This window comes from Candidatus Planktophila sp. (assembly GCF_044348745.1).
GTDB lineage: Bacteria > Actinomycetota > Actinomycetes > Nanopelagicales > Nanopelagicaceae > Planktophila.
The window spans coordinates 1-15665 of record NZ_JBIKSG010000010.1; the positions used below are offsets into that span (position 1 = coordinate 1).

Genomic DNA, 15665 nt, shown 5'->3' on the forward strand with positions numbered 1-15665 from the left:
TATGCGATTGCGGCTTTCTTTATTACAGCCTCTGTGGTTTCTTCACTCGTAAGTTACCTACGCCACCGGCGATAACGCCTACATAAGTCATTGCAAGACCTGTAATTAAGTATGCGCTAACACTTACGCCATCAGTAGGTGACACTAGATCAATAATCAATGATCCTGCTAGTTGACCACCAACGCTAAACAAGGTGAAAGTTAATACTCCTAGGTGTTGAACAATTGTTGATGTAAAAGCAATATAGATAACTCCAATTACTCCACCTGTGTAAATCCACCATGGGCCTGCAGGTAGTGGCGACAAATCATTCTGCCCGAGTACAACACCAATAAGGATGAGGATTACCAAAAATGTAGTTCCGGTAATGAAGTTAAGTAGGGAAGTTGTAAAACTCTGGTGTGAGTGTTCATTAATTTGGCCATTTAATGCTCTTTGCACGCCAACTACAGCTCCTGCAATACATCCAGCAGTAACTGCAATCATTGAAAGATTGGCTGCATCAATTCGATCCCAGACAGAAACCAGAACGGCAATAACGGTTATTACCGCCGCCAAGACGCGGCGGGGTGAGATCAGTTTCTTCCCACCACCAGTTAGACCAATGCGATCAACAACTAATGACATTGCAGTTTGTCCAGCAATCGAGGCCACCGAATAGATTGCAACACCAATGAGCGGAACGATCTGGGTCTGGATAGCAACAAAACTTCCACCAAGTGCACCAGCAAATAGCTTCCACCGAGCTATCTCTTTATGGGTTATTGCCGCCCTTAAGTTTCTAATTCCCTCTTTAATGTGTGGGGAGAAGGGCGTAATGATGAGGATTATGAGTAAACCTGAACTAAATGAAACGAGCGCTGCTTGAAGTCCGTTATCTAAACGGTGTGAAAGCTCTCCGTTGGCACGCGCCTGAAGCGCGATCAGAACACCAGAAAGTGCAGCTAAAAAATCTAAACGCATTATTTATGCGTGCCGTGGAACTCTCGCTTATCTGCGATCCAATCCATGAGAGCAAAGAGAACGCCTGAAACAACAAATGTTAGGTGAATAAGGATTCTCCAGATTGTTCCTTCTCCAACTTCTTCTTTTCCGGCTAGATTGATGAAATCCTTCAACAATTCAATAACTGAAATCGCGACTAGAGAACCGATAAGTTTGATTTTCAAACCACTGAAATCAATTGTTCCCATCCAGTGTGGACGGTCCTTCGATTCTGTTGCTACATCGATTCGTGAAACAAAGTTCTCATAGCCGGCAAAAATCACCATCAAGATCAAGTTAGCTAGAAGAGTTAGGTCAAGCAAGGCGAGCAAATCTAAAGTAAAAGTCTGAGCACTTGATTCGCCAACTTTTTCAAACATGTGGATGAATTCAACTATGAATCGGTAGGTCAATAGAAACAGGGTTCCAACTAGACCTAAATACAAAGGTGCTAGCAAGAAACGGGAGCGAAAAAGGATTACTTCAACAACATGCGAAATTTGACTCATAGCCAAATTTTAACTTAACCCTCTAGCGAAAGGGTCACTTGGAGCCATTCCTCCTCTAGTTTCGTGGCTTCCATGCCTAAAACTTCAAGCTCTGAAGCAATTGCGACCAACCGCTCAGCATTAAATGCAGCACTTTCCTGCTCCGCGATTAATGCCGCAGTAGCTGTTGCGCACTTTTCTATCTGCCGCTCAAGACGAGTGAGATCCTTCTTTAATTGTCGCTGTTCTGCAGCATTTGAACTCTTCTTCTCTTTCACAACAGTTGAAACGGAGTTCAATGCCTCTAAACGTTGTTCAAGATATTCATCGACTCCACGAGGTAGATCTCGCACCTTTTTGTCACCAAGTAACCCAACAAATCGATCACAGACGCGTTCTAAGAAATACCTATCGTGGGAGATAACAATCAAGGTACCGCCATAGCTATCTAGTAGATCCTCAAGCTCGGTCAGGGTTTCAATATCAAAATCATTTGTTGGCTCATCGAGCAATAAAACATTGGGGCTATCCATTAGTAAACGTGTTAGTTGTAAACGGCGTTTTTCACCGCCTGATAAGTCACCAACCGGCGTCCATTGAGATTCTCGATCAAAACCAAGCCGCTCGCATAGTTGTGAAGCAGAAAGTTCTCGGCCGCCACCTAACTCAACACGGTTAGCAATTTTTTCAACCGCTTCTAGCACTCGCCAGGTTGGGTCTAGCTCATCTAAGTGCTGTGTTAAGAATGCTGCCTTAACAGTAACGCCTGTTACTAGTTTTCCAGCTGTAGGTTGGATCTCTCCAGTTAAAGTGCGCATCAGTGTTGTCTTACCAGCACCATTAACACCAACAATTCCAATTCGATCTCCAGGACCAATGTTCCAATACAGGTCATCTATGAGCTCGTTGTCCCCAAGCTTTACTTGGATATGGTGCGCCTCATAAACAGTCTTGCCTAAACGATTGAGTGCAAACTTTAGGAGTTCTCCTTGATCACGTGGTTCTGGTTCACCAGCAATCAAAACATTTGCAGCATCAATACGAAACTTTGGTTTTGATGTTCTTGCAGGTGCGCCGCGGCGAAGCCAGGCTAGTTCTTTCTTGATCAACATATTGCGTCGCTGATCCATAACAGATGCTTGGCGCGAACGTTCGGCTTTAGACAATACAAATGCGCTATACCCGCCGTCGTACTCTTCGACTTTTCCTTCAACAACTTCCCAGGTGCGCTCAGTTACGGCATCCAAAAACCAACGATCGTGAGTTACCACAACTACTGCTAGACCTTTTCGATTGTTGATGTAGGAAGCAAGCCAGGCAACTCCTTCAACATCTAAATGATTAGTTGGCTCATCGAGCAAAATTAAATCAAGTTCATTAATCAGTAGTTTTGCTAAACCCACTCGTCTACGTTCTCCGCCTGATAACTGTCCAAACTTACGATCAAAGATGTGATCATCAAAGCTGCCAAACAATCCTGTAAAAACTTCTCGAATATTTGGATCACTTGCCCATTCATGTTTTTCAGCATCACCTAAAACTACTTCGCCAACCGTGCTTTCAGGATCTGCCAAATCAACTTGAGATAACAATCCAATTTTTGCAGAGTTTGATTTAGTTACACGACCCGAATCAGGTGGTTCGATTCCCGCCATCACCTTCATTAATGTGCTTTTGCCTGAACCGTTTCGCCCAACAATTCCAATGCGATCGCCTTCTGACACGCCAAGTGAGACGCCTACTAAGAGCTCTTTGATATCAAAGGCTTTAGAGACATCTTCGATGTTAACAACATTGCGCGCCACGGTAGGAGAGCGTACCTTTCCCTTATGAAGGTAACTGACCGCGAATACGCGCTACAGCTAGATAAAAATGATCCTTTGGCCCATTTCAAATCACAATTTGTCATTTCCGACCCAGAAATGTGTTACCTCGACGGTAATTCATTAGGTCGCTTACCCAAGGCAACAGTTACTGCCATCAATGATTTCATGACCAAAGAATGGGGTCCAGAAGTCGTAACAGGATGGAGCCACTGGGTTGATGAGGCTCAGCCAACAGGAGATTTATTAGGTGAAGCCGCTCTAGGCGCTGCGCCAGGCCAGGTATTGGTCTGTGACACAACTTCAGTAAATTTCTATCAACTATGTCTTGCGGCAATTCATGCACGTCCTGGGCGAAAAACAATAATTACTGATGCTGCTAACTTCCCAACAGATCGATACATTCTTGATGGAATAGCCAAACAATTTGGGTTAAACCTTGTCATCATCGATAACGAAGACCCTGCTGTCGCACACCATGAACGAATCACAACCGAAGTTCTTTCCCCTTATCTCAATAGTGATGTTGCCCTAGTAACTCTTGAAGTTATTCAATATCGCTCAGGTGCTCGCACAGATTTGAAATCCATTACAGATCAAGTCCGCGCAATCGGTGCTTTAGTTGTCTGGGATGCAAGCCACGCGGTCGGCGCAATTGAATTAAACCTGGATGCAAACGGTGTTGACCTGTGTGTTGGGTGCACATATAAATATGGAAACTCTGGCCCCGGTGCACCGGCTTGGCTCTATGTTTCGAAAAGAGTTCAAAGAGAGTTGCAAGTTCCTATCCAAGGTTGGTTTGCACAAGATGCACAATTTGAAATGGGACCAGTGTTTGAGCGTTCCCAAACAATTCGTGGTTTCCAGATTGCTAGTCCATCTTTAATGGGGATCCGTTGCGTGAAGACCGCTTTTTCAATGATTAAAGAAGCTGGAATTGATGCAATTGCCCATAAGGCAGCAGTTGGAACACAAATGATGATCGAATTATATGATGAATGGTTAGCACCCCTTGGAATTGAGTTAAACACCTCACGTGATCCTAAAGAGCGTGGTGGTCACATTTCACTTGTTCATCCTGATGCAGCACAAATATGTGTTGCAATGCGCACAATTGCAAATGTTATTCCTGACTACAGAACACCTAATTCAATCCGATTAGCTATTTCTCCCCTTCCAACTTCATATGTTGAAATCTGGGATGGCTTAGAAAGAATGCGGGATTTAGTGGCATCTGGCCGCTATAAAGAAGCGGTAGAAGGTGGGTCTCGCGTCACATGAGTGAAAACTTTGATTCGGCACTTACATACACTTCATATTTAGCTGTAGATGAACTTCTTAAACTACAACGCCCCCTATCTACAGGCCCAGAACATGATGAGATGCTTTTTATCATCATCCACCAAACATATGAATTGTGGTTCAAGCAATTAATTCATGAGTTCAAAGAAGCACAAGTTGCTATGGAATCTGGCGATTCCCATTACTCATTAGCCATTTTGGGACGCATCAGAACGATTCTTAAAGTTTGTGTCACACAAATCGATATTTTGGAAACTATGACGCCTCTGCAATTCAATGCATTCCGTTCATACCTTTCATCATCTAGTGGCTTTCAGTCTGCACAGTTCAGAATGGTTGAAGCGTTGTTAGGTCGCCGTGACAGCAAGATGGCTGGACATTTACCGGTAGATATTCAAGATCAGATTAAGGAAATCACGGCGCGCAACAGTGTGTGGGATTCAGCCCTTGTCTATATTTCAAAGCGTGGCCATGGCATTCCGAAAGATGTTTTAGATCGCGATAAATCAATCGCTTATGTCGCAAACACTTCTGTGCAAGAAGTTCTACTCGAAGTGCACCGTAATGATCCAGAATCAGCAATGGTGTGCGAACGTTTGGTAGATATTGATGAAGGCTTGCAGGAATGGCGTTATCGTCACGTGAAAATGGTTGAAAGAACTATTGGGCACAAGATGGGCACTGGAGGATCAAGTGGAACCGCTTATTTAGCTAGTACTTTGTTTAATCCAACGTTTCCAGATCTATGGGAGATCCGTTCTAGTTTTTAACTAGGTAAGCCCTTAATAACGATCTCTGAAAGATCTTTTCGAGTGCGTGGTGCAATCTCACGATCATATGCAGGACCTTCAAGTTGTTCCGCAGGTGCTTGCTTGCCAATGGCCATGATTACGATCGGTACTGAGCTACCAAATAATGGGGCAGCTTTTTCGCGATCAAATCCGCCCATTTGATGGACAACAAGTCCGCGATGTTGGGCCTCGATGGTTAATTGAGCAGCAGCTAAACCACAGTCATACATAAAAGATGAATTGGCTGAGCCATCTTCATTAGTAGCAACCCCACCGATTGCAATAATTGCAGAGGCTCGCTTTGACCAACTTTGATTAAATGGCACTAAGCATTCTAGAAGAGCGTTGAAATTTGAATCATCCCTCTTGCCTGCAATAAACCGCCAAGGTTGGAGGTTATTCGAAGATGGTGCCCAGCGTGCCGCTTCAAGTAATCCGATCAAATCTTGATCTTCGATAATTGCTGTTGCATCTAGTGATCGTGGGCTTCTTCGCTCAGCAATTAGATTATTAATTTCTACGGAAGTGTCTGCTCTAGTCATCCCGAAAGCCTACCCGTGAACTACCGACTGAGATAAATGAAAATCGCAATGATTGACACCACTGCACCACCAGAAATCAAAAAATACTTAACCCATGGCTTCATGCCAGTTCGCTCAGCAGTTCTAGCTGCAATTTCCTTGGTGCGCATCATGATTCGGCCTGCCCATGCAAACTCAGTTGCCAAAATACCTAAGCCAGCCAAAAGGATAAGAATTCCGGGACCTGGGCCAATCAATGCCACCGCACCAGCAACGGTAATTCCACCGCCAATTACTCCAATAATTACACGCCAGACTATTCGACCTGCTTGGGTCTTCTTAATCCATGAGCGAAAGTTCATTGTGTTTTCTTCTCAGCCATTTCTATTCCGTAGGCAGTAAATGCTATCTCTTCGCGACGCTTTCGGTAACTGGCCGAAGCGCCTTCAATCATATGTTCATACCTAGTTGATGACTTAATTAGTGGGTGCAGTTCTGCCGCAGTCTTGTGCTCACCAAAAATAGGAGGTGTCTTATCGATTTCCTGCACCTTGCGATGTGGATTGATGTATCGATATACCAATGCAACTCTGCGTAAGCCAAGATTTGCCACATGACGCAGACCGCGATTGATGTGGTCCTGGGCCATGAGGCGTGCGAAGGTAAAGTTCTTAGCTCGCACTGGAGTCTGTGTAAGAGCAAGTTCACACAACATTGCCGCAATCTCTTGCCCACCAGTTGTATTGGGTAACTCTGCACATTTCTCAGAAAGGCGTTTGCGGATAGCTGGATCCTGAAGCATCTTAACTTTTTCTGTTATGTCAGAAAGATCTGCTTGATCTGCGCGAAGAGCATATCCAAAATCATTGCACCACTTCGCACGAGCTTCTTGATCATCTGTTCCACGGATATTTGAAACAAAAACTGTTGGAACTTGTGCGGGCAATAGTTCATGAACACCGTTATATCCCGTTGCACAAATACCTGCATCGAAGGCATGTAACACCTTGGCGAGCGGGAAGTAGCGCACAACCTTTAGATCTAGACCTTCTGGTGCAAGTGAATTTCCATCTTTATCAACTGGTGCTTTAGTCAAGATGACTTGTAGATCTTTCCAGCCGAGTAATCCAGCTAGCGCGGCCGTCATTTTTTCATTCACATCACTATCACCGGTACCCAGTTGAACCAGCGCTGTCGGGCGGTTTAGATCTAAACCAAGTGCCCGGCGGGCATCATCGCGTGACATCGCATCTTCTTTGCGAAATAGTGAAACTGGTGCGGTTAAAAAAGAGTCTTTACGTTTTGCTGTTGGTCCAAAATCATAAGCCCGTGCAATATCTCCTGGTTCAATGATTTTATCCATCATCTTTGATTGCAAACCTAAAATAAAGCGCTGCGGTTTCTTCTGCCACAATCCACGTCGAACCCATACCAACTTTAATTCTGGCTTGGCATTCTTTGCCGCAATCACTCCTGGATAGGGAACAACGCCATCAAATGACAATACTTTTGCATTTGTTTCTTCTACTAAAGCTAATAAACGATCCCGCAAATACATATCCCATTTTTCGCGGCTCATCCACATACGATCTCTGCCTGGGATGTATTCGCAACGTATTCCCATAAATGCCGGCACTTCTGCGATACCACCTGCCATGGAAACAATAATTGGATTTGCTACCTCTTTAAGGGCAAGAGCGACGGCGCTTGCACGTGCAAGGTGTCCCATTCCAACACCATTGCTTGTTGCAAGGATAATCGTTGGTTTTTCCATGTGTATTAATTACTCCAAGAAGAATGTAGTGGTCGTCCCTCAGCGTAGCCTGCTGATGATTGAACACCAACCGTTGCTTTCTCAGCAAACTCTTCAATGTTCTTTGCACCTGCATAAGTAAATGAAGAACGAACTCCAGCAATAATTTCATCCAGTAGATCTTCAACCCCAGGACGTGCAGGGTTTAAATACATTCGGGATGTTGAAATTCCTTCTTCAAACAAAGCTTTGCGAGCGCGATCAAAGGCATCTTCCTGTGAGGTTCTAGCTGCGACTGCCCGAGCAGATGCCATTCCAAAAGATTCTTTGAAGAGTCGACCATTTGCATCACTTTGAAGATCTCCAGGAGACTCATATGTTCCCGCAAACCAGGAACCAATCATTACCTGTGATGCGCCAGCAGCTAGTGCGAGCGCGACATCGCGAGGATGACGGACGCCCCCGTCGGCCCAAACGTGTGCACCAAGCTTTTTAGCCTCTGTTGCGCATTCAAGGACCGCTGAAAATTGTGGGCGTCCTACGCCTGTTTGCATCCGTGTTGTACACATAGCACCTGGCCCAACACCAACCTTAATAATGTTTGCACCTGCTTGAACTAAATCATGTGTTCCTTGGGCTGTAACCACATTGCCGGCAACAATTGGAATTGTTGGATTTACAGTACGAATAGCTGTTAATGCTTCCAACATCTTTTTCTGATGCCCGTGCGCTGTGTCTACAACCAAAACATTTGCCCCAGATGCGATTAGTGCTGCAGCCTTTGCTGCAACATCGCCATTAATTCCCACAGCGGCCGCAATCCGTAACTTGCCCTGTGCATCTAATGCAGGTGAATACAAAGTTCCACGCAATGCACCAAGTCTTGTCATGATTCCGACTAAATCTCCATTGCTCGCAACAACAGGTGCCAGTTTGTGACGATGCTGGTTTAGAAAATCAAATGCTTCTCTCGCGTCAAGTGAATCAGGCATGGTTATTAAATCTTTGCTCATGACTTGATGGAGTTGTGTAAAACGATCAACGCTCTTGCAATCGTCTTCAGTAATTATTCCCACTGGTTTGCCATCTTCAACAACTACTACCGCGCCATGCGCTCTCTTATGTAACAAGCTAACCGCATCAGCAACTGTTGATTGGGGTGACAAAGTAATTGGTGTATCAAAGAAGGGGTGACGTTCTTTCACCCATTTGATGACTGAATCAACTACAGCGTGCGGAATATCTTGCGGAATAACAGTTAAACCACCTCGGCGAGCCATTGTTTCGGCCATGCGACGTCCGGCAATAGCTGTCATGTTTGCAACAACGAGCGGGATTGTTGTCCCAGTGCCATCTATGGAAGAAAGATCAACATCCATTCTGGAAGAAAGTTCAGACCTACTAGGCACCATGAAAACATCGTCATAGGTGAGGTCGTGAGTAGGTTCGTTTATGAATCGCACGTGGGCTAACAATACTCAGGTAGAATAGAAGAATGTCTAAACCACTCATTTCTGTACGTGGCTTGACCAAGGTTTTCGGGGATTTCACCGCTGTAGACGGCATTGATTTCGATGTCGCCAAGGGTGAGTCCTTCGGATTACTTGGTCCCAATGGCGCAGGTAAATCAACAACTATGCGCATCTTGGCCGCAACCTCTACCCGCACATCAGGCACCGTTGAGATCTTGGATAAAGATCCTGAAAAATTCGGTCCTCTTGTTCGTGCGCATTTAGGTGTTGTGCCGCAGCAAGATAACTTAGACGGCGAACTAACAGTTAGCGAGAACTTGTATATCTATGGTCGCTACTTTGGTCTTTCCAAAAAGTTTATCAAGGGCAAGATCGAAGAACTTCTAGAGTTCGCACAGCTTGAAGAAAAGCGTGATGTAAAAGTTGAAGCACTCAGCGGTGGAATGAAACGCCGCTTAACGATTGCCCGCGGACTTGTTAGCGAACCAGATATTTTGCTCTTGGATGAACCAACCACTGGTCTAGATCCACAAGCACGACACATATTGTGGGATCGCTTGTTCCGTTTAAAGGAACAGGGTGTGACCCTAGTTTTAACAACACACTTTATGGATGAAGCAGAACAGTTATGTGATCGACTTGTTGTGATGGACAAGGGCGCCATCATGGCTGAAGGTTCACCTCAAGGGCTGATCAAAGAGTATTCAAGCAAGGAAGTTCTTGAGGTTCGCTTTGGTAGCGATCGCAATAAGGAAGTCGCTCCACAGTTAGCAAAAATGTGCGAACGTATGGAAATTTTGCCGGACCGCATATTGATGTACACCGAAGACGGTGAAAAACTTCTAGAACAAATTGCTGCTGCCAAGATGCACCCAACTACTTCTTTAGTCCGCCGAAGCTCACTTGAAGATGTGTTCTTGCGTTTAACTGGAAGAACTTTGATTGAATGAACACAGGTATTGATGTTGTCCAGATTCAACGTTTTGGAGCTTTCTATATAGCTGCAGCGCGATTGCGATCTATGGCTAAATGGAAGTCGATTATTGCGGCCGTAGACATCGGAAACCCCCTTTTTTACTTAATTGCAGTGGGTGTAGGAATCGGCGTGCTGGTGGAACAAGGTTCGGGAACAAGCGGCACAAGCGGCATTAAATACATTGCTTTTATTGCACCTGCTCTCCTGGCTAACTCGGCAATTACAGCCGTTATGGATGAAACAGTATTCCCAACTATTGAAGGCTTTAAATGGCGCAAACTCTTCTTTGCTCAAAACGCAACTCCCATTACAGGGCGCCAAATTGCATTAGGTGTTTATCTCTCTGCACTTTGCCGCGCAATAGCTAGTGTTTCGATTTATTACATCTTGCTTCTAGCATTCGATGTGGTGGATTTTGGTCCAAGTGTTTTGCTTATCCCCATAGCGGTTCTGGGTGGTGGAGCTTTCGGCGCCGTTATTTTGTTTGCTGCCGCAATAATTGAAAATCATGATCAATTTTTCAATATTCTGGGTCGTTTAGTAATCATGCCCATGTTTTTATTTTCCGGAACATTCTTTCCTTTATCTTCAATGCCAATTTATCTACAGCCCATCGGTTGGGTTTCTCCGTTATGGCATGCCACAGAGCTTGGACGTGAAGCGGCTTTCGATTACGGAGTCAGCACGCTGATGATGACAGTTCACATTACATTTTTATCTGTCTTGGTCATCATTGGTCTATTCCTTTCAATGCGCCAATTTGAACGGAGGTTGGCAAAGTGAGTGCTGCTGTTGAGATTGCAGAGAAGAACAAGTCCAGTGCCATGTATGCCGGCCGTCCTCAGGTGTTACTTGAAAGAGGTTGGTTAGCATTTAGATCATCAAACTGGGTCCCTGTTGTTACAGGTTTTGTTGAGCCAGTTCTTTTCTTGTTGGCATTTGGTTATGGCATGGGAACTCTTGTTGGAGATGTAACAACTGGAAGTACAACAATTGATTACACCTTGTTTATCGCACCTGGTTTACTAGCAAATAGCGCCATGAATGGTGCAATTTATGATTCAACCTGGAATGTCTTTTGGAAACTCAATGAGTCCAAACTCTATAAGACCATGCTCTCCACGCCTTTGGGGCCACTAGATATCGCACTCGGCGAGATTAGCTGGGCGCTGATTCGCGGCCTGGTGTACTCACTTGGCTTCCTAACAGTCGTTACCGCACTAGGCCTTACGCCTAGCTTCTGGGCGATCCTGGCAATTCCGGCGGCATCATTAGTGGCATTTGGCTTTGCTTCATTTGGAATGGCTGTGACCTCTTACTTTAAGACCTACCAACAAATGGGTTTCATTAACATCATTCTCTTGCCGATGACATTGTTCTCGGGCTCTCTATATCCAATCTCTGTCTACCCAGATTGGCTAGAAAAGATCATCATGGCTTTGCCACTCTGGCATGCAATCGAAATGGTAAGAGCATTTTGGTTTGGAAATCTCACTTCAGGCGTGCTCGTCCATATCGGATACTTTCTTGTGATGATCGCACTTGGACTTTATGTTACTTCTCGCAGATTGCGTGCACTGTTCCTTCGTTAATCAATAGTAAAAGTTGCATCCTTAACTAATGGTGGGCACTTCCAGCCAGGAGCGATTACTGGTTCAAAATGCCACCACTCGTTTTCGTAAACACGACAAAGGCCAAACTTTGAGCCATTCACTTCTAGCCACCCAGCACCAACTGGTTCGTCTGGGTAATTCACATCTATCGCAATTCCCCATGGATGATGAGAAACAAGTGGCGGCGCGACCCACTTACTAGCTTCTGCTTCGGATCCATACTTTTTTATAGCTTTTGTAAATAAACTTTTTTGATAGGCCAGACTTCTATACCCTGAAGCAATAAATATCGCTTGCCCTTCTTTTTTTGCAGCCGCTTGCGCTGCTTTGAATCGGTATATGACTTGTTTATCAATAGTGTTTGGGCGAGTCATTGAACGCGGTATGGCACCTGCCCCTAATGAATACTCTGTTTTTTCACAGCCTTTAACAACGTTAGAAACACGAATTGTGTAACTTTTTTTATCCGCACAACTTAAAGGAATTGTGAAGGATGCGTGAGAAACCCCATTTATTGCCAAAAAAGCCATTAAAAAGGCAAGAAACGCCCGACTTTTACCCATGCCCTGAGTCTAGCGGGGTTGCTTTTTAAATAAAGAGTGAGAGAATTACGGCTAGTTAAGAAATTAACTAAAAACGAACCGGGAGAGTACTTCTCAAACGAGTTTCAAAAGCTGAAACCTTTGCCGTACAAGTTTTACAAATGCTGACACAGAGTAACCACAAGCAAACATTTAGATTCGTCCCTACAACATCAGTTCCAGTAGACCCGAAGCGGGTTGAAGCTATTCTCAAGCAAGAATGGGAACTATTTACTAAAAATACTGGGAAGAGCGCTGAAGAAAGCCGCCGTTCATTTAAAGCCCTGCCATTAGGTGTTACATCTAGCTTCCAGCACTGGGATCCATACCCAATCTCAATTGTCTCTGCCAAGGGCGCATATATGACCGATGTCGATGGCCGCCAGCTCCTAGATCTATCTATGGGCTTTGGTGCGATGTTTGCAGGACACCTCAACCCAACTGTTATTGAAGAGATTCAAACTTCTTTAAAAACAGGAATGCTCTTTGTTACACCATCACCAACTTCAACTGATGCCGCTGAAATGATTTGTAAGCGATTCAAGATTGATCAAGTTCGCTTTACTAATAGCGGAACTGAATCAACAATGTATGCAGTTCGTGTTGCACGTTCTGCGACGGATAAAATGGGAATTCTTAAGGTTGAAGGTGGTTACCACGGTAGCTACGATCCTTTTGTTGTTTCAGCCAAACCGCCCCTAGACAAGGCTGGTGATCCTGAAGAACCAACACCGGTGATGGATTCCAACTTAGTTCCAGGTGACATTTATGTTGTCCCTTACAACAATGTTCCTGCACTTGAAGCAATGTTTGAGAAGAACGCTTCTAAGATTGCCTGCTACATCGTTGAGCCAGTTCTAGAAAACCTTGCAATTGTTTTGCCAGATGCTGGTTATCTAGAGCGCGTGCGCGAGTTGTGCGATGAATACAACGTTGTTCTAATCTTTGATGAAGTGAAAACTGGTCTAACAGCTGGTGCTCACGGTGCATCTGTTCGACTTGGTGTAGAGCCAGATCTCATCACTCTTGCAAAATCAATCGGTGGCGGAGTTCCGTTAGCCGCTTTTGGTGGCAAGAAGAAGTACATGGATTTTGTTACAAACGGCAAAATGGCGCACTTTGGAACATTCAACGGTAATCCCCTTGCAATGGCTGGTGTTCGCGCAATTGATCGCCTTTGCACAGATGAAGCACTTGCTGCTGCTGAAACCCTTAATCAGCAAGCACTAGATCGCATCAGCGAAATCATTGATGAGTATCAGTTGCCTGCACATACAGTTGGGTTTGGCGTAAAGGGCTGTGTTACTTGGTCTACGACACCAGTGCGCAACTATCGTGACTACAAAGCAACAGACTTTGGTATTGCTGAAGCACATTGGTTGTTCGCGCTAAACCGCGGAATCATCACTCCTCCAGGACTAGATGAACAATGGTTGATCTCATTGGCACATGGCCAAACAGAGATTGACTTACTTGTCGAAGATTTCCGCGAATTTGCAAAGGCTCTTCGCGCATAACTTAGTGGAAAGACAAAAATGACAATGGAGTCAGCACTCGATACCGCTAGAGAACAACTGCAGCGTGCTGTTGATCTTCTCGGCCTTTCAGAAAATGATTGGCAGACCCTTTCAACGCCGCGGCGAATTCTTGAAGTCGCAGTTCCTTTGCGTCGCGATAATGGCGACGTTGAAATGTATAAAGGTTTTAGAGTCCAATACTCAACAACTCGTGGGCCATCAAAGGGTGGTGTTCGCTTTCACCCATCTATAGATATGGATGAAACAGTTGCCCTAGCTATGTTGATGACTTGGAAATGCGCGCTCACAAATCTTCCATACGGCGGTGCTAAAGGTGGAATCGCTATAGATCCAAAAGATCTTTCAGAGAGAGAAAACGAGCGATTAACAAGACGATACACCTCTGAAATTCTTCCAATCATTGGACCTGAACGAGACATTCCAGCACCAGATGTTGGAACTGATGAACGCAACATGGCATGGATGATGGATACATATTCAGTGAATGCGGGCTACTCAGTTCCTGGTGTTGTTACGGGCAAGCCAATTGTGCTTGGAGGTTCATTGGGGCGCACCTCTGCAACTGGTGATGGCGTTGTTATCTCTACTATCGAAGCGCTAAAAGCGCGAGGCATAAATCCCTTGGGCGCAACCGTTGCGGTGCAAGGTTTTGGAAAAGTTGGCTACTGGACCGCTATCGGTCTTGAAAATCTTGGCTTGAAAGTAGTCGCAGTCAGTGATGTAAATGGAGCAGTTACAGGATTTAGTAGCGTCGCAGAATTATGGAAGTTTTTCACAGACCATGGCAATCTGAATATGCCAGGCACAGATGCAATGACACAAGATGAGCTACTTCATCTAGAAGTTGATGTCTTGATCCCTGCAGCTCTTTCTGATGCAATCACGGAAAAAACTGCACTGGGCATTAAGGCGAAAATTGTTGTTGAGGGTGCAAATGCCCCAACCACTCCGGCCGGCGACAGAATCCTTATTGATAAAGGAATCTTGACCGTTCCTGACATTCTCGCAAATTCAGGTGGTGTGATTGTTTCTTACTTCGAGTGGGTCCAAGATAAGCAGAACTACTTCTGGTCGGCTGAAGAAGTTAAATCAAACCTGAATGAAATCATGATGAGATCATTCAAAGAGGTTGAAAACACTGCAACAACTAAAAAGGTTTCATGGCGCGAAGCCGCTCATATGATCGGTGTGGGCCGTGTTGCCGAGGCTCACAAACTGCGCGGTTTATACCCTTAAGCCACGACATCGATCATGGCGCGAACAGCCAAAACCATTTGATCTAACGGCATTGTTGGTAACCCTGGAAACTCTGCTGCTTGCGAATCCATTAAAGGAACATGCACAAACCCGCTACGAACATCACTTCCAGCAAACTTATTCTGTGCAACATAGAAAACATGATTACACAAAAAGGCACCCGCACTGAGTGAAACAGCAGCTGGTATCCCCTGCGCTTTAATCGCCGCAACAATGTCATTTACTGGAAGCGTTGAAAAGTAGGCGTCTGGGCCATCTTCAAGGATCTTCACATCATTTCTTAAAACACCTTGATTATCTGCAAGACGTGCATCATCAAGATTAATTGCGATGCGCTCAGGTGTTATCGCTGTTCGACCCTCGGCTTGACCTAAGCAAATAACGACATCTGGTTTATGTTCTTCAATTAATGACAATAATCGCTCGGCAGATTGCGCATATGCCACAGGCAAGATCGCGGTAACAATGTTGTCACCACTTATCTGCCTAACAATCTCACCTGATGGGTTTGAGGTTGCGTTACCAAATGGCTCAAAACCAGTGAGTAACACTTTTCTCATGCCCT

16 protein-coding genes are annotated in these 15665 nt (G+C 44.9%); 7 read left to right on the forward strand and 9 right to left on the reverse strand.

Features of this window, described 5'->3' with window-relative positions; translation table 11 throughout:
* Positions 1-22 precede the first annotated feature (22 nt).
* Genes AC9UH7_RS03095 through AC9UH7_RS03105 form a run of 3 tightly spaced genes read right to left on the reverse strand, consistent with a single transcriptional unit; the run spans position 23 to position 3278 of the window.
* Entirely contained in the window at positions 23-964 is a 942-nt protein-coding gene (locus tag AC9UH7_RS03095; protein ID WP_509594917.1) for a DMT family transporter, read from the reverse strand.
* Positions 964-1494: a TIGR00645 family protein gene (locus AC9UH7_RS03100; protein ID WP_509594919.1), complete on the reverse strand. Its 531-nt coding sequence runs from the start codon at positions 1492-1494 to the stop codon at positions 964-966. Before AC9UH7_RS03100 ends, AC9UH7_RS03095 begins: the two co-directional genes overlap by 1 nt.
* Positions 1495-1508: 14 nt before the next feature.
* Entirely contained in the window at positions 1509-3278 is a 1770-nt protein-coding gene (locus AC9UH7_RS03105; RefSeq protein WP_509594922.1) for an ABC-F family ATP-binding cassette domain-containing protein, read from the reverse strand.
* A 24-nt stretch (positions 3279-3302) separates the two neighbouring features.
* Here AC9UH7_RS03105 and AC9UH7_RS03110 point away from each other — a divergent pair, with 24 nt between their 5' ends.
* The gene (locus AC9UH7_RS03110; protein ID WP_509594924.1) at positions 3303-4577 is read left to right on the forward strand and encodes a kynureninase; all 1275 of its coding nucleotides are present in this window, start codon (positions 3303-3305) and stop codon (positions 4575-4577) included.
* Entirely contained in the window at positions 4574-5368 is a 795-nt protein-coding gene (locus tag AC9UH7_RS03115) for a tryptophan 2,3-dioxygenase (protein WP_509594927.1), read from the forward strand. The genes AC9UH7_RS03110 and AC9UH7_RS03115 overlap by 4 nt, the downstream gene beginning before the upstream one ends.
* Here AC9UH7_RS03115 and AC9UH7_RS03120 read toward each other — a convergent pair.
* From AC9UH7_RS03120 to AC9UH7_RS03135, 4 genes are read right to left on the reverse strand one after another with little or no spacing between them, the layout of a single operon-like run.
* Positions 5365-5931 (reverse strand): nitroreductase family protein, encoded by a 567-nt coding sequence (locus AC9UH7_RS03120; RefSeq protein WP_509594930.1) that lies wholly within the window; start codon positions 5929-5931, stop codon positions 5365-5367. The two genes, AC9UH7_RS03115 and AC9UH7_RS03120, sit on opposite strands and share 4 nt — an antisense overlap.
* Positions 5932-5951: 20 nt before the next feature.
* On the reverse strand, positions 5952-6272 hold the full coding sequence (locus AC9UH7_RS03125; RefSeq protein WP_509594931.1) for a PGPGW domain-containing protein: 321 nt from the start codon (positions 6270-6272) through the stop codon (positions 5952-5954).
* On the reverse strand, positions 6269-7684 hold the full coding sequence (locus AC9UH7_RS03130) for a glycosyltransferase (protein ID WP_509594934.1): 1416 nt from the start codon (positions 7682-7684) through the stop codon (positions 6269-6271). The genes AC9UH7_RS03125 and AC9UH7_RS03130 overlap by 4 nt, the downstream gene beginning before the upstream one ends.
* A gap of 5 nt (positions 7685-7689) precedes the next feature.
* Entirely contained in the window at positions 7690-9126 is a 1437-nt protein-coding gene (locus AC9UH7_RS03135; protein WP_509594937.1) for a GuaB1 family IMP dehydrogenase-related protein, read from the reverse strand.
* A gap of 32 nt (positions 9127-9158) precedes the next feature.
* On the opposite strand from AC9UH7_RS03135, the gene AC9UH7_RS03140 reads away from it, so the two are divergent.
* The 3 genes from AC9UH7_RS03140 to AC9UH7_RS03150 are packed head-to-tail and all read left to right on the forward strand — an operon-like array spanning position 9159 to position 11703.
* Entirely contained in the window at positions 9159-10085 is a 927-nt protein-coding gene (locus tag AC9UH7_RS03140) for an ABC transporter ATP-binding protein (protein WP_509594939.1), read from the forward strand.
* Positions 10082-10894 (forward strand): ABC transporter permease, encoded by an 813-nt coding sequence (locus tag AC9UH7_RS03145; RefSeq protein ID WP_509594942.1) that lies wholly within the window; start codon positions 10082-10084, stop codon positions 10892-10894. The genes AC9UH7_RS03140 and AC9UH7_RS03145 overlap by 4 nt, the downstream gene beginning before the upstream one ends.
* Before the next feature lie 41 nt (positions 10895-10935).
* The gene (locus AC9UH7_RS03150) at positions 10936-11703 is read left to right on the forward strand and encodes an ABC transporter permease (RefSeq protein ID WP_509594968.1); all 768 of its coding nucleotides are present in this window, start codon (positions 10936-10938) and stop codon (positions 11701-11703) included.
* Here the strand turns inward: AC9UH7_RS03150 and AC9UH7_RS03155 are convergent.
* The gene (locus tag AC9UH7_RS03155) at positions 11700-12287 is read right to left on the reverse strand and encodes a D-alanyl-D-alanine carboxypeptidase family protein (RefSeq protein ID WP_509594946.1); all 588 of its coding nucleotides are present in this window, start codon (positions 12285-12287) and stop codon (positions 11700-11702) included. The two genes, AC9UH7_RS03150 and AC9UH7_RS03155, sit on opposite strands and share 4 nt — an antisense overlap.
* A 140-nt stretch (positions 12288-12427) precedes the next feature.
* On the opposite strand from AC9UH7_RS03155, the gene AC9UH7_RS03160 reads away from it, so the two are divergent.
* Together AC9UH7_RS03160 and AC9UH7_RS03165 are read left to right on the forward strand one after the other, a co-directional pair.
* The gene (locus tag AC9UH7_RS03160) at positions 12428-13822 is read left to right on the forward strand and encodes an aspartate aminotransferase family protein (protein WP_509594949.1); all 1395 of its coding nucleotides are present in this window, start codon (positions 12428-12430) and stop codon (positions 13820-13822) included.
* Between the two features lie 18 nt (positions 13823-13840).
* A complete protein-coding gene (locus AC9UH7_RS03165) occupies positions 13841-15079 on the forward strand; it encodes a Glu/Leu/Phe/Val family dehydrogenase (RefSeq protein WP_509594952.1) in 1239 nt (412 codons plus the stop codon).
* Here the strand turns inward: AC9UH7_RS03165 and pcp are convergent.
* Positions 15076-15660, reverse strand: a complete 585-nt coding sequence (gene pcp / locus AC9UH7_RS03170) for a pyroglutamyl-peptidase I (RefSeq protein WP_509594955.1) — start codon at positions 15658-15660, stop codon at positions 15076-15078. The genes AC9UH7_RS03165 and pcp overlap by 4 nt on opposite strands.
* Between the last annotated feature and the right edge of the window lie 5 nt (positions 15661-15665).